The following is a 26423-nucleotide window of genomic DNA, read 5'->3' as shown; positions in this document are numbered from 1 at the left end:
GTTAAGCGAGCAGGATCACACGTCGCATGAACGGCACCTGCGATCGCGACACAAGCGCCGGGATCCGCTGGCGCGTTGGGGGGCGATCGCACCTGCCGCCTGCGAGCACCTTGCTGAGCCATGCAAAAATCCGGCGGCTCGCGGGTTTACCATGACTGCCGAACAAGCATATTTTGCTGCACTGCACTTGAAATGCCGATCGTATTGGCTAAAGTGTAGGCATGGCGCTTGACTGCACAAGATTTGTGCTTGAGAGTGCAGCGCAGACGCGATGATGCGTCCAAAGAGCTTTAAGAGTCGTTCGTGACCGGTCCGGCCAAACCACAAGCCAAAGCCTTGAAGATAGGCGACGTTTCGCTCGCCAACCGGGCCATTCTCGCGCCGATGTCGGGGATCACCGACGCGCCGTTCCGCCGACTCGCGGCCGAGCTCGGCGCTGGGCTGGTGGTGTCCGAGATGACTGCGAGCGACGATCTCGTGCGCGGGCGGTGGATATCCCGGTTGCGCTGCGAGGCGAGCGGCGTGGGGCCGCATGTGGTGCAGCTCGCCGGCTGCGAGGCGCATTGGATGGCCGAGGGCGCGAAGGTCGCCGAGGATGGCGGCGCCGAGATCATCGACATCAACATGGGCTGCCCGGCGCGGCACGTGACCGGCGGCCAGTCCGGCTCGGCCTTGATGCGCGATCTCGATCATGCGCTGACCCTGATCGAGGCGACGGTCGAGGCCGTCGATGTGCCCGTGACCCTGAAGATGCGGCTCGGCTGGGACGAGCGCAGCCTGAATGCGCCGGAGCTGGCGCGCCGCGCGCAGGCCGCGGGCGTGCAGTTGATCACCGTGCACGGCCGTACGCGGCAGCAGTTCTACAAGGGCGAAGCCGACTGGAGCGCGGTGCGCGCCGTGAAGGACGCCGTCGATCTGCCGGTCGTCGTCAACGGCGACATCACCAGCTATGAGGACGCGCGCGAGGCGCTCGACGCCTCCGGCGCCGATGCCGTGATGATCGGGCGCGGCGCGCAAGGCCAGCCCTGGCTGCCTGGCCAGATCGGCCGCCGACTCGAGGGCGGCGCGGAGGAGGGCGCGCCGGAGCTGGCACAGCAGCTCGGTCTTCTCACCGCGCTCTATGACGAGATCTGCCGTCACTATGGCGCGCGTGTCGGCCTGCGCCACGCCCGCAAGCATCTCAGTTGGGGGCTCGACGTCGCCGCCCAGCACGCGCAAGCGCCGGCCGAAAAACTGAAGGCCTGGCGCGACCGTATCCTGACGTCCGAGCAGCCGTCCTTGGTGCATCGGGCGCTGCGTGAGGCCTTCGACGATTTTGCCTGGAGTGCAGCCGCATGAGCTCAGCCGCAGAACAGCGCAAGCGACTTCCCTCGGATGGCGACGCCATCCTCAACGCCCTGCCGAATCCGGTCCTCGTCATCGGCCCGGACGGCATGATCATGGACGCCAACATGGCGGCGGAATCGTTCTTCGATTCCTCCACCCAGTTTCTGCAGCGGCAGTCGCTGAAGAAGCTGGTGCCGTTCGGCTCTCCGCTGCTGGCGCTGATCGATCAGGTCCGCACCACCAGCGCGCCGGTCAACGAGTACAAGGTCGATCTGGGCACGCCGCGCACCGGCGCCGATCGGCTCGTCGACCTGCACGTCGCACCGCTGCCGGAGCGGCCCGGCCATATCGTGGTGATGCTGCAGGAGCGCACCATCGCCGACAAGATGGACCGCCAGCTCACCCATCGCAGCGCCGCGCGCTCGGTGATCGCACTGGCCGCGATGCTCGCGCACGAGATCAAGAACCCGCTGTCGGGCATCCGCGGCGCCGCGCAGCTCCTGGAGCAGCAGGCCTCCTCCGAGGACCGCATGCTGACCCGGCTGATCTGCGACGAGGCCGACCGCATCGTCACTTTGGTCGACCGCATGGAGGTGTTCGGCGACGACCGCCCGGTGGCGCGCGGGCCCGTGAACATCCATTCCGTGCTCGATCACGTGAAGCGGCTGGCGCAGTCCGGCTTTGCCCGCAACATCCGCTTCGTCGAGGACTACGATCCGTCGCTGCCGCCGGTGCTCGCCAACCAGGATCAACTGATCCAGGTGTTCTTGAACCTGGTCAAGAATGCCGCGGAAGCGGTCGTCGATCTCGGCTCGGATGCGGAGATCCAGCTCACCACGGCGTTCCGCCCGGGCGTGCGGCTGTCGGTGCCCGGCAAGAAGTCGCGGGTGTCGCTGCCGCTGGAGTTCTGCGTCAGGGACAACGGCCCCGGCGTGCCGGAAGACCTGATGCCCAATCTGTTCGATCCGTTCGTGACCACCAAGCCGACCGGAAGCGGCCTCGGACTTGCATTGGTCGCGAAGATCGTCGGCGACCATGGCGGGATCATCGAGTGCGAGTCGCAGCCGCGCAAGACGACCTTCCGGGTGCTGATGCCGATGTACAGCGCAACCAAACAACCAGACCACAGCCCAAATCACAGCCATGGCGATGACGTTTCGGGGACGCCGTTGCATGCCTCACAGGGATCAAATTGAGGACCACCTATGCCTGCAGGTAGCATTCTCGTTGCCGACGACGATACGGCCATCCGCACGGTCCTGAACCAGGCGCTGTCACGCGCCGGCTATGAGGTGCGGCTGACCGGCAATGCCGCGACGCTGTGGCGCTGGGTGAGCCAGGGGGAGGGCGATCTCGTCATCACCGACGTGGTGATGCCGGACGAGAACGCGTTCGACCTGCTGCCGCGGATCAAGAAGATGCGGCCGAACCTGCCGGTCATCGTCATGAGCGCGCAGAACACCTTCATGACCGCCATCAAGGCGTCGGAGCGCGGCGCCTATGAGTATCTGCCGAAGCCGTTCGACCTGAAGGAGCTGATCGCGATCGTCGGCCGTGCCTTGGCGGAGCCGAAGGAGCGTGCGGCGAGCCAGCCCGACGACGGCGAGTTCGAATCGATCCCGCTGGTCGGCCGCTCGCCGGCGATGCAGGACATCTACCGCGTGCTGGCGCGGCTGATGCAGACCGATCTCACGGTGATGATCTCGGGCGAGAGCGGCACCGGCAAGGAGCTGGTGGCGCGCGCGCTGCACGATTACGGCAAGCGCCGCAACGGCCCGTTCGTCGCGGTGAACATGGCGGCGATCCCGCGCGACCTGATCGAGTCGGAACTGTTCGGGCACGAGCGCGGCGCCTTCACCGGTGCCAACACCCGCGCCTCCGGCCGTTTCGAGCAGGCCGAGGGCGGCACGCTGTTCCTGGACGAGATCGGCGACATGCCGATGGAGGCGCAGACGCGGCTTTTGCGGGTGCTGCAGCAGGGCGAGTACACCACCGTCGGCGGCCGCACCCCGATCAAGACCGACGTGCGCATCGTCGCCGCCTCCAACAAGGACCTGCGCATCCTGATCCAGCAGGGGCTTTTCCGAGAAGATCTGTTCTTCCGCCTCAACGTCGTGCCCCTGCGGCTGCCGCCCTTGCGCGAGCGCATCGAGGACCTGCCGGATCTCGTCCGGCATTTCTTCGCGCTGGCCGAGAAGGACGGCCTGCCGCCGAAGAAGCTCGATGCCGCGGCGCTCGAGCGGCTGAAGCAGCACCGCTGGCCGGGCAATGTCCGCGAGCTGGAGAATCTCGCCCGGCGTTTGGCCGCGCTGTATCCGCAGGACGTCATCACGGCCTCGGTGATCGACGGCGAGCTGGCGCCGCCGGCGGTGACCACCGGCTCGAACACGCCGACCTCGATCGACAATCTCGGCGGTGCCGTGGAGGCCTATCTGTCCTCGCACTTCCAGGGATTTCCCAACGGCGTGCCGCCGCCGGGGCTGTACCACCGCATCCTCAAGGAGATCGAGATTCCGCTGCTGACGGCAGCGCTGGCGGCGACGCGCGGCAACCAGATCCGCGCCGCCGATCTGCTCGGCCTCAATCGCAACACGCTGCGCAAGAAGATCCGCGACCTCGACATTCAAGTGTACCGCAGCGGCGCTTGACGGTTATTTGATACCTCTCCAGCGGGCTCGGACCCGCCTCAGGTGAGAATTAATGTAGACAAATCCGCGACGCGCTCCGGCGCCGCGGATTTGTCGCAATTTGGCAACAGCGTGGTAGGAATGCATCAGTCCGATTCCCGGACGTGCCGCGTTCAGCATCACCCACCTTGCCGGAATGACCAGCGCAGAGACATCGGCCACCCCCTTCGATGCGTCGTCCACCGAGGGCCGGCGCTGGACCTGGCGCACCTGGCTGGCGCCGGTGGCGGTGGCGCTGGCGCTGCTGTCGGCCTTCCTCACCTTCATCGTGCTGGTCGGGCTGACCCCGGTCGAGCCCACGACCGACGTGGTCAAGACCTTCTACCTGATCGACGCCGGAACGATCCTGGTCCTGGTCGGGATCATCATCCGCGAGGTCTGGCAGGTGGTGCAGGCCCGCCGGCGCGGCCGGGCGGCGGCACGGCTGCACGTCCAGATCGTCAGCCTGTTCTCGGTGATCGCGGTCCTGCCGGCGGTGCTGGTCGCCGTGGCGGCCAACGTCACCATCGATCGCGGCCTCGACCGGCTGTTCTCCGGACCAGCGAAAGTCGCGATCCAGAACTCGCTGACCATCGCGCGCGCCTACATGCAGGAGCACGCGCAGTTCATCCGCGGCGACATCATCGGCATGGCCACCGACATCGCACGCGCCAGGCCGCTGTTCGACCAGGACCGCGCCAGCTTCCGCGAGCTGCTCACCACCAGCGCCGCGTCGCGCAACCTGCCGGGCGCGATGATCATCGACAAGAACACCAACCCGATCGTCTGGGCCGAGACCGGCGGGGTGCAACTGGCCTATTCGCCGCCGGCGCCGGAGTTCCTCAACAATGTCCGGGAGGAGGAGCCCGAGATCGCGGTCCTGCCGGAGTCGAACTACGTCGCCGCGGTGATCCGGCTGCGCGCATTCAACGACACCTTCCTCTACGTCGCGCGTCCGCTCGATCCGCAGGTCGTCGAGCAGCTCAAGCAGACCGAGCTGTCGGTCGCCGAATACGCCCAGGTCGAGGCGCGCCGCTTCGGCATCCAGATCGCCTTCGCGCTGATGTTCGCGGTGATCGCGCTGACCATCCTGATGGCCTCGGTGCTGATCGGGCTGAACTTCGCCAACTGGCTGGTGGCGCCGATCCGGCAATTGATGAATGCCGCCAACACCGTGTCGACCGGCGATCTCAACGTCCAGGTCCCGGTGCATCGCTCGGAGGGCGATCTCGCCCAGCTCGGCCAGACCTTCAACAAGATGACGCAGGAGCTGCGCACGCAGCGCGACGAGCTGGTCAGCGCCAGCGAATTGATCGACAGCCGGCGCCGCTTCATCGAGGCGGTACTGTCGTCGGCCTCCGCCGGCATCATCGGCGTCGATGCCTCTGGCAGCGTCGGCATCCTCAACCGCTCGGCCGAGAAGCTGATCGGACATGCCGAGCAGGAGGTGCTCGATCATCCGCTCTCCGACGTGCTGCCCGAGCTCGACGACATGATGAAGACGGCGCGCGAGGGCAAGCAGCGGCTGGTGCAGGGTCAGATCACGATCCAGCGCGACGGCCACGAGCGCAATCTGTCGGTGCGCGTCACCGCCGAGCAGACCAACCAGGCGCGCGACAGCTACATCATCACGCTCGACGACATCACCGAGCTGGTGTCGGCGCAGCGCACCTCGGCCTGGGGCGACGTCGCGCGGCGCATCGCGCATGAGATCAAGAATCCGCTGACGCCAATTCAACTGTCCGCAGAGCGAATTCGCCGCAAATTCGGCAAGGTCATCACCGAGGACAAGGCGATATTTGAGCAATGTACCGAGACGATCGTGCGGCAGGTCGACGACATCAGGCGAATGGTCGACGAGTTCTCGCGGTTCGCGCGGATGCCGAAGCCGGTGATGGAAGGCGAGGACGTCGCCGACACCGTGCGGCAGGCCGTGTTCCTGATGAAGGTCGCGCATCCCGAGATCGACATCGAGACCGAGATCAAGCAGGACCCCTTGCGCGCGCAGTTCGATCGCCGCCTGATCTCGCAGGCGCTGACCAACATCATCAAGAACGCCACCGAGGCGATCGAGGTGGTGCCAGAGGCGGAGCTCGGCAAGGGCCGTATCGACGTGGTCGCCTCGCGCGAGGGCGAGGACGTGCTGATCGACGTCATCGACAATGGCATCGGCCTGCCGAAGGTGGCGCGACAGCGGCTGCTCGAGCCCTATGTCACGACGCGCGCCAAGGGCACCGGCCTCGGGCTCGCGATCGTCGGCCGCGTGCTGGAAGACCATGGCGGCAAGCTCGAGCTGAAGGACGCGTCCGATTTCCGTCCCGGCCAGCGCGGCGCCTGGATGCGGCTGCGCTTTGCCGTCTCCGGCCAAGCCGCGAAGACGGGCGCGAAGGAGCAGGCGGCGGCGTCTGACAATGCGCAGAAGACCGAGGTTGGCGGCGAAACCGCTGACACGGTTCAAACGACCAATGATGAACCAAAAATCCAAGCCGCAACCGGCAGCTGACGAGACAGGCGTGACCCATGGCGAGTGATATTCTGATTGTCGACGATGAAGCCGATATCCGGGAGCTGGTCGCCGGCATCCTGGATGACGAAGGCTTCACGACGCGAACCGCGCGCGACAGCGATTCGGCGCTCGCGGAGATCACGAGCCGCCGTCCCAACCTGGTGTTCCTGGACATCTGGCTGCAGGGCTCCAAGCTCGACGGTCTGCAGCTCCTCGAGCAGATCAAGAAGGACCATCCCGACCTGCCGGTCGTGATGATCTCCGGCCACGGCAACATCGAAACGGCGGTCGCCGCGATCAAGCGCGGCGCCTATGACTTCATCGAGAAGCCGTTCAAGTCCGACCGGCTGATTCTGGTTGCCACGCGTGCGCTGGAGAATTCCCGGCTGAAGCGCGAGGTTCGCGAGCTCAAGCAGCTGGCGCCGACCGCGAGCAGCATGACCGGCCGCTCGCCATCGATGAACCAGTTGCGCCAGACCATCGAGCGCGCCGCCAAGGCCAACAGCCGCATCCTGATCGTCGGCCCTCCCGGCTCGGGCAAGGAGCTCGCCGCGCGTTCGCTGCACGCTCAGTCGCCGCGCTCCGAGGGCCCGTTCGTCGTCATCAACGCCGCCGCGATCACGCCGGAGCGGATGGAGGAGGAGCTGTTCGGCATCGAGCAGTCCAATGGCGAGCAGGCGCGCAAGACCGGCGCGCTCGAAGAGGCCCACGGCGGCACGCTGTTCGTCGACGAGATCGCCGACATGCCGCGCGAGACGCAGAACAAGATCCTGCGCGTGCTGGTCGACCAGACGTTCCAGCGCGCCGGCGGCACCACCAAGGTGCACGTCGACGTGCGCATCATCTCCTCGACCGCACGGAATCTCGAGGAGGAGATTGCCGCCGGGCGTTTCCGCGAGGACCTCTATCACCGTCTGTCGGTGGTGCCGATCCGGGTTCCGCCACTGTCGGAGCGCCGCGAGGACATTCCGGAGCTGATCGACTATTTCATGGAGCAGATTTCGGCCACGACCGGCCTGCCGAAGCGGCAGATCGGCCAGGACGCCATGGCCGTGCTGCAGTCGCACGTGTGGCCCGGCAACGTCCGTCAGCTTCGCAACAACGTCGAGCGCGTCATGATTCTGGCCGCCGGCGGACCGGAGGTGATCATCACCGCCGACATGCTGCCGCCGGATGTGGGATCGATGGTGCCGGCGATGCCGACCAGCAACAATGGCGAGCACATCATGGGACTGCCGTTGCGCGAGGCACGCGAGGTGTTCGAGCGCGACTATCTCATCGCCCAGATCAGCCGCTTCTCCGGCAACATCTCGCGCACGGCCGAGTTCGTGGGCATGGAGCGGTCCGCCCTGCATCGCAAGCTGAAGGCGCTCGGCGTCGGCTGAGGCTCCCGCTCGGCCAAACTTGCCGACTGGACGAATTTACATTGGAAAATTCGTCCATTTCCGGAATTTTACGGATGAATCCGGTTCTTTTGGAACCGGCCTCCTTGCAAGCGGCTTGCCTAATATGCTCGCCTGTCTTCTAATCCGGCATCCCGTGGTCCCTCGAGGGGGATCTCAATGGACCATGGGCCACCTCGATGAATCCGGGGCCTGCGATCGGGTCATCGAAGGTTCAATAAGAAAAAGCACAAGACTGCGAGATAACAACAATGGCGGCCGACCGCGCACAAAACCTACAAGACACCTTTCTCAACCATGTCCGCAAGACCAAGACGCCGCTCACGATCTTCCTGGTCAATGGCGTGAAACTGCAGGGGATTGTCACATGGTTCGACAATTTCTGCCTGCTGCTCCGGCGCGACGGTCACTCGCAGCTCGTCTACAAGCATGCGATCTCTACCATCATGCCGGGCGCGCCGATCCAGTTGTTCGAGGGCGGCGAGGACGCGTCTGCGTGAGTGTGACCTGACGTGAGAGTGACCTGATTGGAACCCCGCGATCGCGAAGGGACCATCGGCCTGTCGAGGCCGGATGACAATAAGGGGACCGGGCTCGTCATCGTGGTCGGCCCCTACTTGCGAGCGCGCCGCGGCGACGATGGCGCGCAAGCAGGCCAATCCGACATGCGTGATTTCGAGGCACGGATCGACGAGGCGGCGGGCCTCGCGCGGGCCATCGACCTGACGGTGGCCGAGGCTATTCTCGCGCCGATCGGGCAAATCCGCCCTGCGACCTATCTCGGCAAGGGCAAGGTCGAAGAGATTGCCGGCGTGATCGCCGGCCATGGCGTCGAGCTGGTGGTGATGGATTGCGCGCTCTCGCCGATCCAGCAGCGAAACCTCGAGAAGGCCTGGAACACCAAGGTGCTCGACCGCACCGGCTTGATCCTGGAGATCTTCGGCCGCCGCGCCAAGACGAAGGAGGGCGCGCTGCAGGTCGAGCTCGCGCATCTCAACTATCAGCGCAGCCGTCTGGTGCGGTCTTGGACCCATCTCGAACGCCAGCGCGGCGGCTTCGGCTTCATGGGCGGTCCCGGCGAGACCCAGATCGAGGCCGACCGCCGCCTGATCGGCGACCGCATCACGCGGCTCGAGAACGAGTTGAAGAAGGTCCAGGCGACGCGGCGGCTGCATCGCGCCGGACGCCAGCGCGTGCCGTATCGCGTCGTGGCGCTGGTCGGCTACACCAATGCCGGCAAGTCGACGCTGTTCAATCGCCTGACGCGCGCCGACGTCCAGGCCGCCGACATGCTGTTCGCGACGCTCGATCCGACCTTGCGCGCGATCACGCTGCCGCATGGCGGCAAGGCGATGCTGTCGGACACCGTGGGCTTCATCTCCAACCTGCCGACGCAGCTCGTCGCCGCCTTCCGCGCCACGCTCGAGGAGGTGCTGGAGGCCGACGTGATCCTGCACGTCCGCGACATGTCGCACGAGGATGCCGAGGCGCAGCAGCACGATGTCGAGCTGGTGCTCAGCCAGCTCGGCATCGATCCCGAGGCCACCGACACCATCATCGAGGTTTGGAACAAGATCGACCGTCTCGACCAGGCAGCGCGCGAGAACCTCGCCAACATCGCCGGGCGTCGGCCGCCGGAGCGGCCATGCCTGCTGGTCTCGGCCCAGACCGGGGACGGCGTCGACGCGCTCCTGCAGACGATCGAGGACCGTCTCGCGGCGGCGCGGACCACGCTCGATCTCACCATCGACGCGGCCGACGGCGCCGGCATCTCCTGGCTGCATCGCAACGCCGAGGTGCTGGCCAAGGAGCTGAACGAAGGCCGCTACGACATGACCGTGCGCGTCGACGCCACCAAGCGCGACATCGTGGTCGAGCGCTATCACGGCGTGCCGCGGGTGGCGTAAAACAGTAAAGGTACCCGACCACTATCGATTGCCCCGCGATCGAGCGGCAATCATCCAAATCAGCTGATTTGAGCGCTTATTCTCTATATTCTTTGAGCGTCTCCGGCGGTCGCCTAGTAAGCCACATCAGCATCATCGCGCAGCAGAATCAAATGGATGGCAGCCGATTGAACGGCTCTCACAGCCATCTCGGCTCATAGACGCAGATGACTTTACACATGGAAAACTTACAACTAAAACGTGTTAATTCTCAATATTGCCTTGTATCAAGAGCTGCCAACAGCCACGCCGTTCAGAAGCGCCTTTCGTCTAAATCAGATTATTTTGTCGAGCGACATGCGGGTTACGCGTATGGCCTCAAGAGAAAAAATCCGACAGAGTGTCCGAACCTCGATCTTTATGAGATCGATTGGCCGCTGTGAGTACGGGGCTTGTGGGGAAATCGCAGCAAGATGGTCCAATGGGCACATCGAGATGATCGGCGAACTCTGTCACATCCTGCCGGTGAATGAGGGTAGTCGATCCGAATTCAAGGCGTCGTTTCCGCACGTCGATCTCGATTCTGAAAACAACTTGATGTTGCTTTGCCGAAAGCACCATCACCTGATCGATCAAGAGAAGCCGAGCGAATACCCGCCGGCGATTCTTTTCCAGATGGTCATTAACAAGGCTCGTCACGTCGCCAGATTCGTGGACGACTTGTTTCAGAGTAGTCCATTTAGGTTCGACCACCACGAGTTGGCGCAAGATGTCAGGGTCGGTCGAATATATGACCTGATGAATGAGGCGACCCTGAGTGGACCAAAAGAGGGGCGCAGTCTTCTCCGGCAGGCAGAGCGTGTCCTGGGCGACATTGCGCTCAATCCCTTGGTTGAAACTGCCGTGCAATGGGTGGAGCTGGCGCGACTTGAGCTCAAAACTACGTCGTTGGAGAACGACTATTCCTCGTCTCGATGGGAGAAGGGGCTGCAGGCGAGCATCGCTATACTGAAAACGATAGTAGACCCGCGAAAAGTGCCCGTCGCGGTTTCGCTTATGCTGCTTTTCTTAAGGGATGAATACGGTGTATTCGATGCACAGAAAAAGCTAACGCTGGCGAAGTCGCTGAACGACAAGCTCGATTCCGTCAGTAGTTCAGCTGACGATCGTGACGCATTGGCGTATAGTTTAATTGTAAAGTCATCCGTGGTCAGGTGGCGAGGTCGCTTGCAGCGACTTCAATCACATCAAGAACGCTCGTTCAGCGAAGCTGAACGCTGCGCGAAACGCAGCCTTTCTCTCGTTAGATCCTCGTCGGCGTTGCTGCAGTCTTTGCTCGTGGAATACTCGAAAGCAAGATTGCTCCCCCTGAGGTCGGTCGCGGAGTACGATGAACGAATAGCCGCTATAGGCCAAACCTTAGAAAGCCCCGAGCTTTTAGAGTACGGCGCGGCTGCGAAATATCGTCCAATCTTCTATCGACAAACATTTCAATATACCAAGTCGATAGACGCATTTTGGACGGGCATCGATTTCGGATTTCGTCCTGCGTTGAGCCGTGTGGCACACGTCATAGGCGAGGCTTCGACTGCTGCATATTCGCAAGATCGAAGCAGAGGATTGACCATTGTGAATGATGCACTCTCGTTTCTTTCGGAGGCATTGCGTCAGGGATTCGATCATGCCCACAATTTCAAGGCTTGGATTGCTTGCAGGTCCATTGTGGATGAAAAGTGGTTCGATATTAATCTGTTATCCAAGTTTGAGACTGATCTCGAAGCTCCGAACCAACTCGCGAACATCTTGACGGATGCGCGGCGGCGCTTTTTTGGACAAGACGCGTTCGGCCACGACGTGCTCTTCGGTGTCGATGAAGCAGAGTTCTGGACGATGCTAGGCACTTTGACTGCTCGTTGTAGATCTGATCTGGATCTCGCAATGCGGTTTTTCGAACGCGCCAGTCGCTATGGAGGGCATAGGTTTCCGATACATGCTGCCCGTGTGCGGGCCTGCTTGCATGTGAAGCGTCTGGAGGAAGCGCGGGCGCACCTGCTTAGGGCCCGGAGCGTGGCAAGCGCGCGATATGGGAGCGCAATCGCTGATCTAGAAGCGTCCCTAGCCAGATTGGAAAATCTACCTGGTCTGTCTCGAAGCTCGGCATGATGCATTCCACAGCTGTCGACACCTTCAGGCAAGACAACGTCCAGAGTGACCTCGTTTGCAGGGACGAGTTCGATGTAGGCAAGGAGGTGTTGTAGATCGTCGTTGGTACCGCTCGACTGTCAAGAAGCGTGGCCTCGATCCCTCTGGGCTTCTTGCCAATCGTCACAGGTACTGCGCAGAAGGAGCAGTACGCGCTGATAGCGTCAAACGTGATGTCGTGGCGGAGCGGATTGTTGTTTGCTGCTGTGGGTAGGCCGCACTGGTCGTCTACATCTCTGCACAACTGACCATCGCGCCGGATCAGACCGCGCCATTTGGTCGCGATCGATCGAACTAAAGCGGCGTGATGTCGACGTGCAGCACCGCGGCGCGCCCGCCGTCGAGGGCTGCGATGCAGCGTTCGATGGCTTTATCGAGCGCCTCGGGATCGTCGACCCGCTCGCCATGGGCGCCGAATGCGCAGGCGATGTCGGCGAGACGACGCTGCTCGTCCTGACGGCCGGTGCAGAGCCGGGAAAGAAATGAGTCGGTCTGCTGTGCCGCGCCGTCCGGATAGACGCGCTGAACCGAAGCCTTCACCGCCTGCCAGCCGTTGTTGTCGAGGATCACGGTCAGGATCGGAAGCTGATATTGCTGCGCTACGGCGTAGACGGAATCCGGCGCGGCGAAATGATAGGCGCCGTCGCCGACGATCTGTACCACGCGCGCTGAGGGATTGGCGAGCTTGAGTCCGAGCGCCATGCCGCCGCTGAAGCCGAGGCCGCCGCCCGCCAGGCCCACATAGGTCATCGGCCTGGTGCGGCGAAGCTGCTGCTGCAGGACCGGCGCGTTGCGGACCGCCTCGTTGACAACGATGTCGTGCTCCGACAGATGCGCCTGCAGCCGCGCGAACAAATGGGCCGGGTTGATCGCGCCGATTGAGCCTTTCTGCGCGGCCGCCGACGTATGTCTCGCATGCGCGGCCTTGCGGGTTGGCTGCCAGCTCGCGATCCGGTCGCGCACCTTCCTCAAATATGTATCGTCGGCACGTGCGACGACGAGCTCCAGGACCTGCCGAAGAATGACGGCCGAATCGCCCTGAATGCGGAGGTCGGTGGCAAATCCCCACATCGGGATGTCCGCCTTCAGGGCGTCGATGTCGATCTGGATCCAGCGCAGCCGATCGGCCGCCTTCAGCATCTGCGGAATGAAGGGGACGTCGATGTCGATGAGCAGTCCGAGATCGGCGCCAGCAATAAGCGCGGCAGGATCGGCGCCCGCAAAGCAAGGGGAGTCCTGGCAGATGTTCATCGTGATGGGATTGAACTCGGCGACCCGGATTCCGCAGACCAGCGCCAGTCGCTCCAGCACAGAAACCGCCTCGGCGCTGCGTCCGAGATATGCGGTCACCGCGATCGGATTGTCCGCCTTCATCAGCGCGTCCGCGATCGCCTGCGCGCGTTCCGGCTCGATGCCTCCCGCTTTGACGCTGCCATAGCGCGCGGCCGGGTAGGCCGGCATCGCCTGTTCGTCCCAGGTCTCGGCAAGGGTTTCTCGCGGCAGCATCATGTAGACCGGGCCGGGCGGATCGCTGTGCATGAACGCGGCAGCGCGGGCCACCGCCTCCTTGACGACGACGCCCGACGGCAGGGTGTATTCCCATTTGACATAGGGCCGCACGATGCTGCCCTGATCGAAGCTCTCCTGCACGAAGTGGACGTAGGTGTCACGTCCTCCCGGCAGCTCGCCATGCAGCGCGAACGGAGCCCGCCCAGCGAACAGCAGCACCGGCAGCCGGTAGCGAAAGGCGTTCTGAATGGCCATGCACGCGTTCGCCGTGCCGGCATCGACGTGGACGAACACGGCCTGACCGCGGCCGGTCGCGCTCGCATAGCCCATCGCCATGTGCACCGCGACCACCTCGTGGGGGCACAGGATCACCTCGGGGTGCCGTCGACCTTCGCTGTCCCAGCGTGCAAGTTCCTCGATCAGCGAGACATGATCGGTGCCGAGATTGGCAAAGATGTAGTCGATGCCGCTCTCGACGAGCGCCTCGAGGAAGTAGTGCGCGGTGGTGTGGCGTGTCATGGCGCGCTGGCGAGGATCAGGCGACGACGGCATTGTCACGGCGCACGGCCTCAGCCTGGGTTGTGAGGCCGCGCAGGCGGTCCAACAGGTCGTCGGGCTCCTGAGGTGCGGCCGCGCCGCGCCAGGCGATGTGCGAATCCGGTCGCACCACGAGCAGGCTGTCAGCGAAGTCGTAGCCGCCCTTGGCCCGGTCGACGTCGACGAGCGTCAAGGGAACGCCCTGGCGGGCTGCGGCCTCGACCAGCGCCTCGGTATTGATGGTTGGATCGAACCGGACCAGCGTATAGGCCGGGCCGAGCGCGTCGAGCAGCGAGCGGCCATCGGCGAGCCACACATGCGGGGAGCGTGCGCCCGGCACGGTCGACGCGGTGAAATGGCCCATGCCGTAGGGCGGCGGCGTCTCGCCATCGTACGAAATGGCCGGTGACCGGTCGTAGTAGTAGCCGAAGTTCAGGCCGGAGCAGCAATATTGCTGCACGTTGAGGTCGTAGGCGGCCTGTCCCACCTTGCGGCGCGCCTCATCGCCCACGGGGCCGTCCATTTCGACTTCGGCAGGCACGCTGCGTCGCTGGCTCATCACGGCGAGCGCATGGTTCATCGCGAAGTGCGACACCTGCTCGGTGATCGGCTGCCGCTCCGCCTCATAGGCGTCCAGCAGGGCAGGGGCAGCCCAGCCGTGCAGCACGCCGGCGAGCATCCAGCACAGGTCGACCGCATCGGCGATCCCGGCATTCATGCCATAGCCCGCATAGGGAATCCACAGATGCGCCGCATCGCCACAGATGAAGGCACGGCGATCGCGAAAGCGATCCGCCACCAGGCGGCGTCCGATCCAGTCCTCCTTGCTGATGACCTCGTACTCGAAACGGTCGTCGACACCGAGAATGGTGCGCAACGCCCAATCGCGATCGACACTGTCGAATTCGACTTCCTCGGCCGCGAGGTGGTTGTGGATCAGCCAGTTGTCGCGGCCGTCGATGGAGACGGTGGTGCCGCAGCGCCGCGGGTTGAGCGACATCGTCATCCAGGCCGGCTTCTGGGTGATCAGGTCCTTCAGCGCAGGGGCATGGATGTAGGTCGACTGCACCCGCTGCACGACATCGGTGCCGCTGAGCCGCGCGCCGATCAGCTTGCGCACCGCGGAGCGGCCACCGTCGCAGCCAATCAGATAATCGGCCGAAATGGTGATGTCTCGGCCGGCGTCGAGATCGCGTGCCCGCGCGATCACGCCGTTTTCATCCTGGTCGAACCGATCGACCTCGACGCGGTTCAGGATCGTGATGCCGCGTTGCGCCTCGGCGCAAGCGAACAGGATGGGCTCGAGATAGATCTGGTTGATGCGATGGGGCGGCTCGGGCGTCGGCCAATCGGTGTCGGGTCCACCGGTCGCCGTATAGCGGTCCTTGCGGGACGGAATCGGGATGCGCGTCAGCTCGCGGCCGACGACCGTGGTGCGATAGGCGCAGTCGTTGGGAAAGTCGGCCGGCAGGCCGCCTTCGCGCACTTGTTGGACGATGCCAAGGCGGCGGAACACCTCCATCGAGCGCGCGGAGACGTGGTTGCACTTCACGTTGGGCGGCTCTCCGGCGCGCCTGATCTCCGCGACCACGACGTCGATGCCGCGCGAGGCAAGATCCATGGCGGCGGTCAGTCCGACCGGGCCGGCGCCCACGATGAGCACCTGGGTTTGAATCGTCTTCATGTCAGTTCTCTTCTGCTTTGAACCTAGGCACGCTCGGCTGTCGAAAGCGCATCCCGCTGTGTGTCGTCGGCGGTCGGAAGACTGCCGCGCATGCCGAGGACGGCAAGGCCCAGGATCACCAGTGCCGAGAACAGTTGCGGCACCGCGCTGGCCTGAAACAGCGAGGACACGTCCCATTTCGCTGCGAGCATCAACCCGCCGATCGTGACGCCGAGGATCGAGCCGAAGCGGCCGATGCCCAGTGCCCAGCCGATGCCGGTGCCGCGGATGTAGGTCGGATAGATGCGCGCCGCGTAGGCGTTGCAGCCGATCTGTCCGCCGATCACCGCGACGCCGGCAATGAAGACGGCCGGCACGAGAATCGGCAACGAGGCTCCCGCGATACCGATGGTGATGATCGAGAGGAAGCCGGCAACGTAGGTCGCGAACAGGACGCGATCGAAGCCGAACTTTTCGATCAGCAGGCCGAGCCCGACGGTGCCAAGCATGCCGCCGAGCTGGAAGGCGATGCCGACGGCGATCGCCGCCTGGACGTCAAGCCCGACACCATGTGTGAGCGTCGGCAGCCAGCTGTTGAGGAAATAGATGTCCATCATGTTCATGAAGAACATCACCCACAGCAGCAGGGTCGGGAGCAGGCGCCGCTTGGTGAACAACTGCGGCAGCAGGAAGCCCTTGCCGCTCTCCTCGATGATCGTAAAGCGCGCGTCGGCGGGGAGGCGGTCCGACGGATCGATCCGGCTCAGCAGCGCGCGCACGCGATCATTCTTGTTGTCGTCGAGAGCCAGCAGCGAGAGCGATTCCGGCAGCCAGATAATGAGGACCGGACAGAGGATGAGCGGCAGAATGCCGCCGATGAGAAAGATGATCTGCCAGCCATAGGCGGTGATGAGCTTCGCCGCGACCGCTCCGCCGATCGCCGATCCGAGCGACACCGTCATGAACATCAGCATGATCAACAGGGTCCTGCGACGCTGCGGCGAATATTCGCCGGTCAGCGCGATCGTGTTGGGCAGGACGCCGCCGAGCCCGAGGCCGGTGAGGAACCGAATGATGACGAGGTCGGATACGCTGGTGGCCTGGGTGGTCGCCAGCGATCCCAGCGCGAACACGAGAACCCCGGCGACGACGAGCCATTTGCGCCCGAGATAGTCGGCCAGCGCGCCGAACACCAGCGAGCCGATCATCACGCCGAACAGGGACGCACCGAACACGGGCCCCAACGCGCCCGGCGCCAGATGCAGATCCTTGCTGAGGGCAGGGGCGACGAAGCCGAGCGCCTGGGCATCGAAGCCGTCGAGCCCGACGACCAGCGCGCACAGGCAGATCACCCTGATCTGGAAGCCCGACAGCGGCCGATCGTCGACGTAGCGCGTGAGATTGATCGCTTGCGTCAAATGTCCCTCCCCATGTGCTTGTTGTTGCCTGGCGCGCTTCGCAGCAGCCGCCGGCTGTTTGCAAATATGTTGCATGATCAAACTCTTTCGATTAGCCACAAAATTCTCATTCATTCATGAGGAAAGCTAATGCCCCCGACCTTGCGGCAATTGGAGGCCCTGGTCCTGGTGTATCGGCTCGGCAGCATCACCAGGGCCGCCGCCGAGCTGCGCGTCACGCAGTCGGCGATCAGCCTGCTGATCCGGCAGATCGAGGAGAACTTTCAGCTCAAGCTGTTCGATCGCACGACGCGGGCGCTGCACCCGACGGCGGCCTGCCGTGAGGCGATCACCGCCGCGGAACGCATCCTGGCGGGGACGCAGGGGCTGTCGCAGCGGATGCGCGACCTTGCCGAGATCAAGGCCGGCCGAATTTCCATCGCGGTCTCAGCGGGCGTCGCGTCGGCGCTGCTTCCACGCGTGTTTGCGACGTTTCGATCGCGCCATCCCGAGGTGAGGATCGATCTGCGTGATGTCGCGCCTGACGAGCTGCTCGCGATCGTGATGGCCGGGCATGCGGAGTTCGGCCTCGGCAGCGTCGAGGACGACGGCGTGCCGGAGGTCCGGATTGACACCCTGATGCAAAGTCCGCTCTCGGCCATCGGCATCAAGGACGGCCGGTTCGAGAAGCACCGCCGTCTGACATGGGACGGCATCATGAGCTCCGATCTGATCACGATGCGTCACGGCACGCGCATCCGCCGTCAGATCGACGAAGCGCTGGCGCAGACGGGGCGGGCGCTGAAGCCGGCGTGGGAGGTGTCGCTGATCACGACCGCGCTGGCGCTCACGGCGGAGGGCGCCGGCATCAGCATCCTGCCCGCGCACATGCTGCCGAAGGCACAATTTCCGACGCTTGCCGCGATCCCGCTGTCGCAGCCGACGATCCATCGGCATGTCTCGCTGCTGAGCCGCGCCGACTTTGGATTGTCGCCGGCCGCGCAGCGCTTCGTCGAGATCGCAAAGGCCGTGCTGTCGCGGAAGGGCGGCTGATCACGGCTTCGGAGACGGGGACGCTACTTCTCCAGTCGCTTCGCCTCGTTCCACAATTCGTCCATCTCGTCGAGCGACGCTTGTTCGAGTGTACGGCCCTTGGCCGTCAGCGCCTGTTCGATGTGCGCGAAACGGCGCTCGAACTTGGCGTTGGTGCCCCGCAATGCGGTCTCCGGATCCACCTCGGCATGGCGGGCAAGATTGACCAGCGCGAACAGGAGGTCGCCGGTCTCCTCGGTCAGCTCGGTCGCATCCTTGTTGTCGAGCGCGGCCTCGATCTCGTCGGCTTCCTCGCGGATCTTCTGCAACACCGCGCGCGGATCGTTCCAGTCGAAGCCGACGGTCGCGGCCTTGCGCTGCAGCTCCATCGCGCGGACCAGGGCAGGCTGTCCGGCCTTGACGCCCGACAGCAGCGAGGACTTGCCCGTCTGCGCCTCGGGCGGCCGCCGCGCGGCGCGCTCGGCCTTCTCCTCGGCCTTGATGCGGTCCCATGTGCCTTTGGTCGGCTGGGTGACGTTGCCGTCCTTGTCCGGGAACACATGCGGATGGCGGCGGATCATCTTCGTCGTGATGCTCTCGACGACGTCGCCGAATGCAAATGCGCCTTGTTCTTCGGCGATGCGGGCGTGATAGACCACCTGCAGCAGGAGATCGCCGAGCTCCTCGCGCAGATCGTCGAGATCGTCGCGCGTAATCGCGTCGGCCACCTCATAGGCTTCCTCGATGGTGTAGGGCGCGATGGTCCGGAACGTCTGCTCGATATCCCACGGGCAGCCGGTGACCGGCGTGCGCAGCGCCGCCATGATCTCGATCAGGCGTGAGATGTCGCGGGAGGGGATCATGGGCAGGTCCTGACAGCATCGTTCGATCGTGTCCTGTATGCCCCAAGCCGCGCGCGGCTCCCAGCAAAAAGGGCGATTACGCGGGATCGCTCCGCGGGTTGGCCCGACCCGTCGATGATGCTAAGCGGGGGGCCATGAGTGAGCAGGACACGACAGCCCTGGTGCTGTTCTCGGGCGGGCAGGATTCCACGACGTGCCTGGCCTGGGCGCTCGACCGCTTCGCGCGCGTCGAGACGATCGGATTCGCCTACGGCCAGCGCCATGCGATCGAGCTCGCCTGCCGCGACCGGCTGGTCGAGGGCATCGCGCGCCTGCGTCCCGACTGGGCGGCCAAGCTCGGTGACAGCCACACGCTGGACATTCCAACGCTGGCTGCGATCTCCGAGACGGCGCTGACGCGCGACGTCGCGATCGAGATGGGCGCTGACGGCCTGCCCAACACCTTCGTGCCGGGCCGCAATCTGGTGTTCCTGACCTTTGCGGCGGCGCTCGCCTATCGCCGCGGCATCCGCCACATCGTCGGCGGCATGTGCGAGACGGACTATTCGGGCTATCCTGACTGCCGCGACGAAACCATCAAGGCGCTGCAGAGCGCGCTGAGCCTGGGCATGGCGCGCGCGTTCGAGCTGCACACGCCGCTGATGTGGCTGTCGAAGGCCGCGACCTGGCAGTTGGCGCATGATCTCGGCGGCACCGGGCTCGTGGACCTGATCCGCGACCGGTCGCACACCTGTTATCTCGGCGAGCGCGGTGCGCGGCACGATTGGGGGCACGGCTGCGGACTGTGTCCCGCCTGCGAGCTGCGCGCCAAAGGATGGCGCGAATACATCGCGGCGGGCGGGCCATCCTGAATCGGAAGCGGGGCCCTCGGGCCCCGCGGAGAGTTGCGCGACAGGCGAGCGCTCAGGCGGCTTCGTTGTCCGACGGCTCACGCTGGCTGACGATGACGAGATCCGCATCGGCGAGGTCGTGGCCGTCATCGGCCTCATTGGCTGCGGTGGAGGCCGCCTGCGCGACGAGGCGCGCGGTAATGTCGTGATTCGCGTCCTTGCCGCTCTTCTCCCAGGCAGGCGCGTTCAGCACCACGATGTCGTCGTCGTGGGCGGCACCGTCGTGATCGGCGGGCACGATCGACGGCGACTTCACCGGCTTGTCGACGACACGCAGGGTCGGGGCCTCGGCTTCGACCGGCACCGGTGCGGCTGCGGCCGGTTCGTCCTCGGCCATTTCTGCCTGCTCCGGCGCCGGGTCCACGGCCTCTTCGGCGGGAGCATCCGTGTCGGCGCTCGCAGCGCTGGCCGCCGCCTCGGCGGCTTCGGCGGGCTGTTCGGCGGCCGCGGCAAGGCTCTCCGTGGCCGCCGCATCATCATGCGGCGCGAGGCCGAGATGCTGCGAGATCTCCTTGATCACGCGGTCGATCGCCACCAGCACGCGATATTCCGGGATCGAGGCCATGTGCTGCTCGAACCGGTTGCGCGCATATTGCAGCGAGTCGATCACGTCGGTGGCGATGGAGGAGCCCGACGCTTCGGTGCCGTGCAGGGCTCCGGCGGCCTTCTCGGTCGAGCTCTCGATCAGCAGGAAGGCCTCGTATTGCGGAATCGATTTGAGCTTCTCATGATAGTCCTGACGCACGCCGGCGAGCGTGTCGACGATGGTGGCGAACTCTGGCGCGGGCATTTTCAACGTCCCCTCAACTTCGGCAAAGAAGATGCGGGACGCTACGGACGCACTGATGAATGTTCAATTTCGAACGAATACGGCTGTTCGCGGCATGAATAGCCGGCCGTTAAGACCGCACCATCAAAAGCAGGATCGCCCGCTCACCGGGCATTAAGCATCCTCGCGACCCTTGCGAAACGCTCAGCCGGCAAAATCCTCGGGCCGGAGCTCGATGGGCTTGCCATGTGGGGTGCGATCGGCCGCGTGATCCCAGGCGTCGCGGTAGCGCGCGAGCGCATCGGCGGAGGTGACGCCCTTCTCGGCGACCAGGCGTTCGAGCGTCGCCAGCCAGTGTCGATAATACGTATCGCCGCAATCGGCGTCGCCGGCCGCTTGCGCGCGCGAAATCTCCTCCGCGAGCGCGGCGGCCCATTCGGGCCAGGTGAACAGCCCGCGGGCGTGCAGCGTGACGGCCATCGCGAAGGCGTGCGCTTCCCACGGCTCGCGAAATACGGGCCCGCTGTCATCGACGGGAATGCCGGGCAGGGCGCGCGTCGCCACGACCGCCGCCTCACGGTCGGGTGTCATCGGGCTGGCTCCAGATAGGGCTCGAAAGCGTCGACCGTAACCTCCAGCAGCGGATCGGGCGCATCGGCCCACAGCTCGGCACCGCTGAACGCCACCGTGTAGAGCCATTGCGGATCTTCGCCGCCGCCATGGGCGTTGCTGTCCGGAAACACGTGCATGCCTCTGACCGCCGCGACGCGGCCGAGATGGCCCCGCACGTAGCGCGGCAGCCGCGTGTGCGTCGACGGATGGATGTCCTTGGCCCGTACACTGTCGCCGACGGCGAACAGCGCCGGCTGCGTCGCCACGCGTTCGGTCGGGCCACCGCGACGCAGTGTCGGCGCGACGGCATCTGCAGTGAGGATCTTGGCGACGGGCTTGGCCGGATGCAGCACCTTGCCGGCGGCGATCTCATCGGCGTCGACCAGATGCCGCTCCTGCATCAGCCGTTCCAGGCCCGCGAGCCAGATCTGGTAGTAGCTCATGCCGAGGTAGTCGTCCGGCGGACGGTTCTCGCGCGCGAACCGCGACATGTCGATGTTCCAGCCGCCGGGGGTCGCCATCGCCAGCGTCATGGCGAACGCGCGGCGCTCCCATTCGGCGTGAAACACCGGCTCGTTCGGCTCGGGGCGGACCGGACCGAAGCCGGCGACGCCGCCCATGTCATGCGCACCATCCATCAGCGGCCTACCTCGTTCGGTTGCTTCGGCAGGCCGGTGCCGATCATACTGTCGCGCGTGACGAGCTCGGCGAGCCGCTCCGCGCTCCAGCCGTCGGTCCCCGCGGGACGCATCGGCAGCACGAAATAGCGGACCTCGGCCGTCGAATCCCACACCCGGATCTTCGTCGTCGGCGGCAAGTCGAAGCCGAAATCCTTCAGGACGCCGCGCGGATCCTTCACCGCCTTGGCGCGATAGGGCGCCGACTTGTACCAGACCGGCGGCAGGCCGAGCACGGGCCACGGATAACAGGAGCACAGCGTGCACACGACCATGTTGTGCAGATCCGGCGTGTTCTCGACCGCCACGATGTGCTCGCCCTGGCGGCCGGCATAGCCGAGCTCGCCGATCGCCGGCGTGGCGTCGGCAAGAAGGCGTGCCCGATAGGCCGGGTCGGTCCAGGCACGCGCCACGACCTGGGCGCCGTTGCGGGGACCGACCTTGCTCTCATAGGTCTCGATGAGCACGTCGAGCGCAGCGGGATCGATATATCCCTTCTCGGTCAAGATGCTTTCGAGCGCGCGGACCCGCAGATCGGTCTCGGACAGGTCCGAGTGATCGTGCGGATGGTCGTGATGGTGGTCGTGATCCGTCATGGCACAACCATAGGCGTAATCCGGCACCGCTGTCGAGCCGAGGACGTTACAAACCGACGGTGCGAGCAGTCGCGTTTCAACGCTGCGGGAGCCGTGCGGCGGTCACAATGCCGAGCGCGGCGCCGTCGGTCATTGACGCGCCCATTCCGGACGCAGATGTGATCGAGGCCGCTCCCTTGCCGCCACCTCGGGCTGTTCAAATCGGAGCGCAGATATGGTTCGTGATGCTTTCGCCGTCCCGATCGGGCACGATAGCAACAGAGGTTTGAGGTTCATCAATGCCGAACGACGTCTCCCGCCGTGATCTTGCAAAGCTGGCCGGGCTGGCCGCCCTCGGGGCGGCCAATGGCCCGGCGCAAGCGGAGGAGGGCGCGGTGAAGGAGGATGCCGGGCGGCGGTTTCCCGCCGATTTCGTGTGGGGGACGGCGACGTCGTCGTACCAGATCGAGGGCGGGGCCACGGCCGATGGCCGTGGGCCGTCGATCTGGGACGTGTTCACGCATTTGCAGGGCAACATCGAGGACGGCAGCACCGGCGACGTCGCCTGCGATCACTACAACCGCTACAAGGACGACGTGCGGCTGATCAAGGAGCTCGGCTGCCGGGCCTATCGGTTCTCGATCGCCTGGCCCCGGCTGTTTCCCGACGGGGGGCTGACTCCCAATCCGAAGGGCCTCGACTTCTACAACCGCCTCGTCGACGAGCTCCTGGCCAACGGCATCACGCCGTACGCAACGCTGTATCATTGGGATCTGCCGCAGGCGCTGCAGGACCGGGTCGGCGGCTGGCTCTCGGTCGACACGGCCAGGGCCTTTGCGCACTATGCGGGCTACGTCGCCGAGCATCTCGGCGACCGTGTGAAGACCATCTTCACCATCAACGAATGCGGCCGCTTCGTTCCGTTCGGCTATGGCCTCGGCGTCGACGCGCCCGGGCTGAAGCTGCCGCAGCAGCAGGTCAACCAGGCGCGCCATCACGTGGCGCTGGCGCACGGTCTCGCCGTCCAGGCCATCCGCTCCGGCGGGCGCGCCGGCATGCGCGTCGGCATGGCCGAGAACATCACGGCCTGCCTGCCGGCGATCGACACGCCGGAGAACATCCGCGCCGCCGAGATCGCGACGCGCGAATTGAATGCCGGCTTCCTCAACGTCATCCTCGAGGGGCGCTACACGGAGGGTTTCCTGGCGTGGTCCGGCAAGGATGCGCCGAAATTCACCGCCGACGAACTGAAGATCATTTCGGCGCCGGTCGATTTCGTCGGCCTCAACATCTACGCGCCGCAAGCCTATGTCGTCGCGTCGGACCGCGCGGCCGGATTCGACGTGCTGCCGATGCCGTCCTCGTTCCCGCACATGAGCTCACCCTGGCTGCTGGTCGGTCCGGAGACGGCCTATTGGGTGCCGAAGCTCGCCGCCAAGATCTGGAATCTCCAGACCATCTACATCACCGAGAACGGCACCTCCTCGGACGACAAGCTGACCGCCGATGGCAAGGTCCACGACCTCGACCGCGTGATGTATCTGCGCAACTATCTCGCCCAGCTGCAGCGCGCAACGTCCGAGGGCGTGCCCGTGAAGGGCTACTTCCTGTGGAGCCTGCTGGACAATTTCGAGTGGGTGTTCGGCTACAAGCAGCGCTTCGGCATCTATCACGTCGACTTCGACACCCAGGTGCGCACGCCCAAGCTCAGCGCGTCGTACTACCATCACGTGATCAGCCGCAACGCCGTGAGCGCGTGAAGCGCCGCGACGCCACCCGGGGTCCCGCCGGGCGCGGTCCGCGCCATTCAGGCGGCCGATGTGCCGTCGGCATCCGACGCATTGAGTGTCGGCGCGCCGGCCTTCACGTCGCGATTGCAAATCCATGATGCGGAAAGCACACCTCGTGCGACTCTTTTGCGCGCATGCCGTTTTCGTGGCGAAAGCTGGCTGCAGATGACGTAAACCGGCAATCTGCCGGCCCCTCAAGCGAGTTTTCCAGCATGCAAGTTTCCGTTGTTTGTCCGCCAGCCGTCCGCGCGGGCGTTCTGTTCTGCGTCCTCGGAGTGATCGCTGGCTCCAGCGCCTGGGCCCAGGGAGCCGCGAACGATGCGGCCAAGCCCGCCACGGAGCAGTCTGCCGCGCCGACGGCCGAAAAGCCCGTAGAGTCCGAGCCGAAACCCGCGGTTGCTCAAACCAGGCCCGCCGAGCAGCCCTCGGATGCCGCCGGCAAGCCTGCGGCCGAGCCTGAGAAGACGGCCGAGAAGCCCGGCGAGCCAGCCGCTGCGGACACCAAGCCCGTTCAGGCCACAGACAGCGCGAGCCAGCAGCCGGCGGACGAAGTATCAACCGAAAAAGCCGCGACGGATGCTGCGGCCGAGAGCAAGCCGGCCGAGGCCAAATCCGAGACCAAGGTCGAACCGAACTCCGGCACCGACGTCGGCCAGAAGCCGGCCGTGACCGAGTCGAAACCGGCAGAGCCCGCTCCGGCCGTTCAGCCCGCCGCCGTCGCCAAGGACGCGCCCGCACCGGAGAAAGCCGAAGAGAAGGCTGCGGAGAGCAAGCCCGCAGCCGCGGCGCCCGCCGAAAAGCCGGCTGCCGCCGCCGAGGTGAAGCCCGCGGTTGCGCCGGCCGAGCCCAAGACATCCGCGCCGCCGGCCGCAGCTTCTTCCGCGGCCACGCCGGGGAAGGCGGCTGCGAAGCAGGACACCGCGTCCCCGTCGGCCAAGCCCGGACGGCACGGCCACGCGCATGCCCAACATGCCGAGGACGACGCCAAGCCCGCCAAGCGCGAGCAACGCGTCCGCAAGCCCAAGAGCGAACAGAAGAGCGAAATGAAGCGGGAGGCGAAGAGGCGGGGTGTGAACTGCAAGAGCTTCCGCACCTATGACGCGGAGAAGGGCACCTACCGCGGCTACGACGGGCGCGTTCACACCTGCTCGTAAGAGGCAGATAAGGGGCCGATCGGCAAGCGCGCATCGGCGGCGGCCAAGACCGCCACCGGTGAGCACGGCCGATCACACCATCAACGCGGCATCGGCGGCTGAATGCCCGAGGTGTTGCGGGTAAAGAGTGTCCCGAACGTCGAGCCCTGCGGCTGCGCCGGCTGCGGCCGGGCCATTCCCGTGGTGGTCCGCTGCTGCGGCGTCACGATGATCTGCTGGGGCGGGCCTGGGGGCACCGTGCCGCGTGCCTGCACCGACTGGTTGGACATTCGTGACACCAGACGCATCAGCTGATCCTGGCCGGCTTGCAGCTGCTCGATGGCGCGGGTGTGATCGCGGCTGGCCTGATCCTGCGTCGACTTGATCTGTTCGATGCCCTGCTGCAGATCGGCGATGTCACGCGCCATCCTCTGCATCAACGTCGCGGGCTCGCGGGGGCCGGTGGTGTCTTCCGCTCCCCTCAGCGAGGCATTCGACATCATGGCATCCTCGCTACCCTGCTGGGCTGACGCCTCGTCCTGCGGAGCTTCGCTGGCGCCCGGCATCCAACGGTCCATCAGCGAGGTGCCGGCGTCGCGCTGCGACCAGGCGACCGAGCCACCGACCAGCACGACCAGCAGAGCGAGACCCACGGCGTTGCGCCCGCGCAGCCTGCCGAGCGGTGCCTTCATCCGCGCCCAGCGGCTGGCCCCGGCGTCTGCCGCCCCGCTCGTGCTCGCTGCCGCCGCGGCATCCGCCGCCACGCCGGGCCTCTCGATCGCCGCGAGCCGCGTATCGATCCGGGTCAGCACCTCACGCAGGACCCGCCGGTACAGTTGATCATAGCTTGTCTTCTCGGGCTTCCCAGGGGCGAGGCCGATCTCGCTCTGATCAATCTGTTGCACGTTCTGTGTGGACTGCATTGCTGATCCCCAAACCCTTGGCCCGCCGCCGACGCCGATGTTCTCTTTGAATTTTCAAACGTGA

General features: G+C 65.2%; 21 protein-coding genes. 12 read left to right on the top strand and 9 right to left on the bottom strand.

Going from position 1 to position 26423, the window contains the following annotated elements; translation table 11 throughout:
* Positions 1 to 384: 384 nt before the first annotated feature.
* From dusB to QW863_RS02860, 8 genes are all read left to right on the top strand, one after another.
* Positions 385 to 1338, top strand: coding sequence for a tRNA dihydrouridine synthase DusB (dusB, locus tag QW863_RS02895; protein ID WP_315712620.1), 954 nt, complete (start codon positions 385 to 387; stop codon positions 1336 to 1338).
* Complete coding sequence (locus QW863_RS02890; protein ID WP_315711889.1) at positions 1335 to 2522, top strand: nitrogen regulation protein NR(II); 1188 nt, start codon at positions 1335 to 1337, stop codon at positions 2520 to 2522. The genes dusB and QW863_RS02890 overlap by 4 nt, the downstream gene beginning before the upstream one ends.
* Positions 2523 to 2531: 9 nt before the next feature.
* Positions 2532 to 3974, top strand: a complete 1443-nt coding sequence (gene ntrC, locus QW863_RS02885; RefSeq protein ID WP_315711890.1) for a nitrogen regulation protein NR(I) — start codon at positions 2532 to 2534, stop codon at positions 3972 to 3974.
* Positions 3975 to 4149: 175 nt separating this feature from the next.
* Positions 4150 to 6495: a PAS domain-containing sensor histidine kinase gene (locus QW863_RS02880; protein ID WP_315711891.1), complete on the top strand. Its 2346-nt coding sequence runs from the start codon at positions 4150 to 4152 to the stop codon at positions 6493 to 6495.
* Positions 6496 to 6512: 17 nt separating this feature from the next.
* Positions 6513 to 7883, top strand: coding sequence for a sigma-54 dependent transcriptional regulator (locus tag QW863_RS02875; RefSeq protein WP_315711893.1), 1371 nt, complete (start codon positions 6513 to 6515; stop codon positions 7881 to 7883).
* Between the two features lie 269 nt (positions 7884 to 8152).
* Positions 8153 to 8401: an RNA chaperone Hfq gene (hfq, locus tag QW863_RS02870; protein WP_006613906.1), complete on the top strand. Its 249-nt coding sequence runs from the start codon at positions 8153 to 8155 to the stop codon at positions 8399 to 8401.
* Positions 8402 to 8428: 27 nt separating this feature from the next.
* Entirely contained in the window at positions 8429 to 9808 is a 1380-nt protein-coding gene (gene hflX / locus QW863_RS02865) for a GTPase HflX (RefSeq protein WP_315711897.1), read from the top strand.
* A 240-nt stretch (positions 9809 to 10048) separates the two neighbouring features.
* Positions 10049 to 11950, top strand: a complete 1902-nt coding sequence (locus QW863_RS02860) for an HNH endonuclease signature motif containing protein (RefSeq protein ID WP_315711899.1) — start codon at positions 10049 to 10051, stop codon at positions 11948 to 11950.
* Positions 11951 to 12283: 333 nt separating this feature from the next.
* On the opposite strand, the gene QW863_RS02855 is transcribed toward QW863_RS02860, so the two are convergent.
* The 3 genes from QW863_RS02855 to QW863_RS02845 are packed head-to-tail and all read right to left on the bottom strand — an operon-like array spanning position 12284 to position 17116.
* Positions 12284 to 14017, bottom strand: coding sequence for a thiamine pyrophosphate-requiring protein (locus QW863_RS02855; protein ID WP_315711901.1), 1734 nt, complete (start codon positions 14015 to 14017; stop codon positions 12284 to 12286).
* A 16-nt stretch (positions 14018 to 14033) separates the two neighbouring features.
* Entirely contained in the window at positions 14034 to 15719 is a 1686-nt protein-coding gene (locus QW863_RS02850; protein WP_315711902.1) for an FAD-dependent oxidoreductase, read from the bottom strand.
* A gap of 23 nt (positions 15720 to 15742) precedes the next feature.
* Entirely contained in the window at positions 15743 to 17116 is a 1374-nt protein-coding gene (locus tag QW863_RS02845; protein WP_315711903.1) for an MFS transporter, read from the bottom strand.
* 129 nt (positions 17117 to 17245) lie between these two features.
* On the opposite strand from QW863_RS02845, the gene QW863_RS02840 reads away from it, so the two are divergent.
* Complete coding sequence (locus QW863_RS02840; RefSeq protein ID WP_315711905.1) at positions 17246 to 18148, top strand: LysR family transcriptional regulator; 903 nt, start codon at positions 17246 to 17248, stop codon at positions 18146 to 18148.
* A gap of 23 nt (positions 18149 to 18171) precedes the next feature.
* Here the strand turns inward: QW863_RS02840 and mazG are convergent, their stop codons facing one another.
* A complete protein-coding gene (gene mazG, locus QW863_RS02835; protein WP_315711907.1) occupies positions 18172 to 18990 on the bottom strand; it encodes a nucleoside triphosphate pyrophosphohydrolase in 819 nt (272 codons plus the stop codon).
* Positions 18991 to 19124: 134 nt separating this feature from the next.
* On the opposite strand from mazG, the gene queC reads away from it, so the two are divergent.
* The gene (gene queC / locus QW863_RS02830) at positions 19125 to 19841 is read left to right on the top strand and encodes a 7-cyano-7-deazaguanine synthase QueC (RefSeq protein WP_315711909.1); all 717 of its coding nucleotides are present in this window, start codon (positions 19125 to 19127) and stop codon (positions 19839 to 19841) included.
* A gap of 52 nt (positions 19842 to 19893) precedes the next feature.
* On the opposite strand, the gene QW863_RS02825 is transcribed toward queC, so the two are convergent.
* The 4 genes from QW863_RS02825 to nthA form a co-directional block, all read right to left on the bottom strand.
* On the bottom strand, positions 19894 to 20670 hold the full coding sequence (locus QW863_RS02825; protein ID WP_315711910.1) for a hypothetical protein: 777 nt from the start codon (positions 20668 to 20670) through the stop codon (positions 19894 to 19896).
* Positions 20671 to 20853: 183 nt separating this feature from the next.
* Positions 20854 to 21240 (bottom strand): nitrile hydratase accessory protein, encoded by a 387-nt coding sequence (locus tag QW863_RS02820; RefSeq protein ID WP_315711912.1) that lies wholly within the window; start codon positions 21238 to 21240, stop codon positions 20854 to 20856.
* Positions 21237 to 21899, bottom strand: coding sequence for a nitrile hydratase subunit beta (gene nthB / locus QW863_RS02815; RefSeq protein WP_315711914.1), 663 nt, complete (start codon positions 21897 to 21899; stop codon positions 21237 to 21239). The genes QW863_RS02820 and nthB overlap by 4 nt, the downstream gene beginning before the upstream one ends.
* Entirely contained in the window at positions 21899 to 22534 is a 636-nt protein-coding gene (gene nthA / locus QW863_RS02810; RefSeq protein WP_315711916.1) for a nitrile hydratase subunit alpha, read from the bottom strand. The genes nthB and nthA overlap by 1 nt, the downstream gene beginning before the upstream one ends.
* A 278-nt stretch (positions 22535 to 22812) precedes the next feature.
* Between nthA and QW863_RS02805 the strand changes: the two genes are divergently transcribed.
* A complete protein-coding gene (locus QW863_RS02805; RefSeq protein WP_315711917.1) occupies positions 22813 to 24273 on the top strand; it encodes a GH1 family beta-glucosidase in 1461 nt (486 codons plus the stop codon).
* A gap of 242 nt (positions 24274 to 24515) precedes the next feature.
* A complete protein-coding gene (locus QW863_RS02800; protein WP_315711918.1) occupies positions 24516 to 25457 on the top strand; it encodes a hypothetical protein in 942 nt (313 codons plus the stop codon).
* A gap of 80 nt (positions 25458 to 25537) precedes the next feature.
* On the opposite strand, the gene QW863_RS02795 is transcribed toward QW863_RS02800, so the two are convergent.
* Positions 25538 to 26359, bottom strand: a complete 822-nt coding sequence (locus tag QW863_RS02795; protein ID WP_315711919.1) for a hypothetical protein — start codon at positions 26357 to 26359, stop codon at positions 25538 to 25540.
* Between the last annotated feature and the right edge of the window lie 64 nt (positions 26360 to 26423).

Source organism: Bradyrhizobium sp. SZCCHNR1017 (assembly GCF_032381375.1).
Taxonomy (GTDB): domain Bacteria; phylum Pseudomonadota; class Alphaproteobacteria; order Rhizobiales; family Xanthobacteraceae; genus Bradyrhizobium.
The sequence above is the reverse complement of the archived record's forward strand: the minus strand, read 5'-3'. Positions and strand labels throughout refer to the sequence as shown.

Bases quoted from the DNA above. Each gene is read 5' to 3' on its own strand.
- dusB (WP_315712620.1), top strand. From the start codon at position 385: ATGTCGGGGATCACCGACGCGCCGTTCCGCCGACTCGCGGCCGAGCTC.
- QW863_RS02890 (WP_315711889.1), top strand. From the start codon at position 1,335: ATGAGCTCAGCCGCAGAACAGCGCAAGCGACTTCCCTCGGATGGCGAC.
- ntrC (WP_315711890.1), top strand. From the start codon at position 2,532: ATGCCTGCAGGTAGCATTCTCGTTGCCGACGACGATACGGCCATCCGC.
- QW863_RS02880 (WP_315711891.1), top strand. From the start codon at position 4,150: ATGACCAGCGCAGAGACATCGGCCACCCCCTTCGATGCGTCGTCCACC.
- QW863_RS02875 (WP_315711893.1), top strand. From the start codon at position 6,513: ATGGCGAGTGATATTCTGATTGTCGACGATGAAGCCGATATCCGGGAG.
- hfq (WP_006613906.1), top strand. From the start codon at position 8,153: ATGGCGGCCGACCGCGCACAAAACCTACAAGACACCTTTCTCAACCAT.
- QW863_RS02855 (WP_315711901.1), bottom strand. From the start codon at position 14,017: ATGACACGCCACACCACCGCGCACTACTTCCTCGAGGCGCTCGTCGAG.
- QW863_RS02850 (WP_315711902.1), bottom strand. From the start codon at position 15,719: ATGAAGACGATTCAAACCCAGGTGCTCATCGTGGGCGCCGGCCCGGTC.
- QW863_RS02840 (WP_315711905.1), top strand. From the start codon at position 17,246: ATGCCCCCGACCTTGCGGCAATTGGAGGCCCTGGTCCTGGTGTATCGG.
- mazG (WP_315711907.1), bottom strand. From the start codon at position 18,990: ATGATCCCCTCCCGCGACATCTCACGCCTGATCGAGATCATGGCGGCG.
- queC (WP_315711909.1), top strand. From the start codon at position 19,125: ATGAGTGAGCAGGACACGACAGCCCTGGTGCTGTTCTCGGGCGGGCAG.
- QW863_RS02825 (WP_315711910.1), bottom strand. From the start codon at position 20,670: ATGCCCGCGCCAGAGTTCGCCACCATCGTCGACACGCTCGCCGGCGTG.
- QW863_RS02820 (WP_315711912.1), bottom strand. From the start codon at position 21,240: ATGACACCCGACCGTGAGGCGGCGGTCGTGGCGACGCGCGCCCTGCCC.
- nthB (WP_315711914.1), bottom strand. From the start codon at position 21,899: ATGGATGGTGCGCATGACATGGGCGGCGTCGCCGGCTTCGGTCCGGTC.
- nthA (WP_315711916.1), bottom strand. From the start codon at position 22,534: ATGACGGATCACGACCACCATCACGACCATCCGCACGATCACTCGGAC.
- QW863_RS02805 (WP_315711917.1), top strand. From the start codon at position 22,813: ATGCCGAACGACGTCTCCCGCCGTGATCTTGCAAAGCTGGCCGGGCTG.
- QW863_RS02800 (WP_315711918.1), top strand. From the start codon at position 24,516: ATGCAAGTTTCCGTTGTTTGTCCGCCAGCCGTCCGCGCGGGCGTTCTG.
- QW863_RS02795 (WP_315711919.1), bottom strand. From the start codon at position 26,359: ATGCAGTCCACACAGAACGTGCAACAGATTGATCAGAGCGAGATCGGC.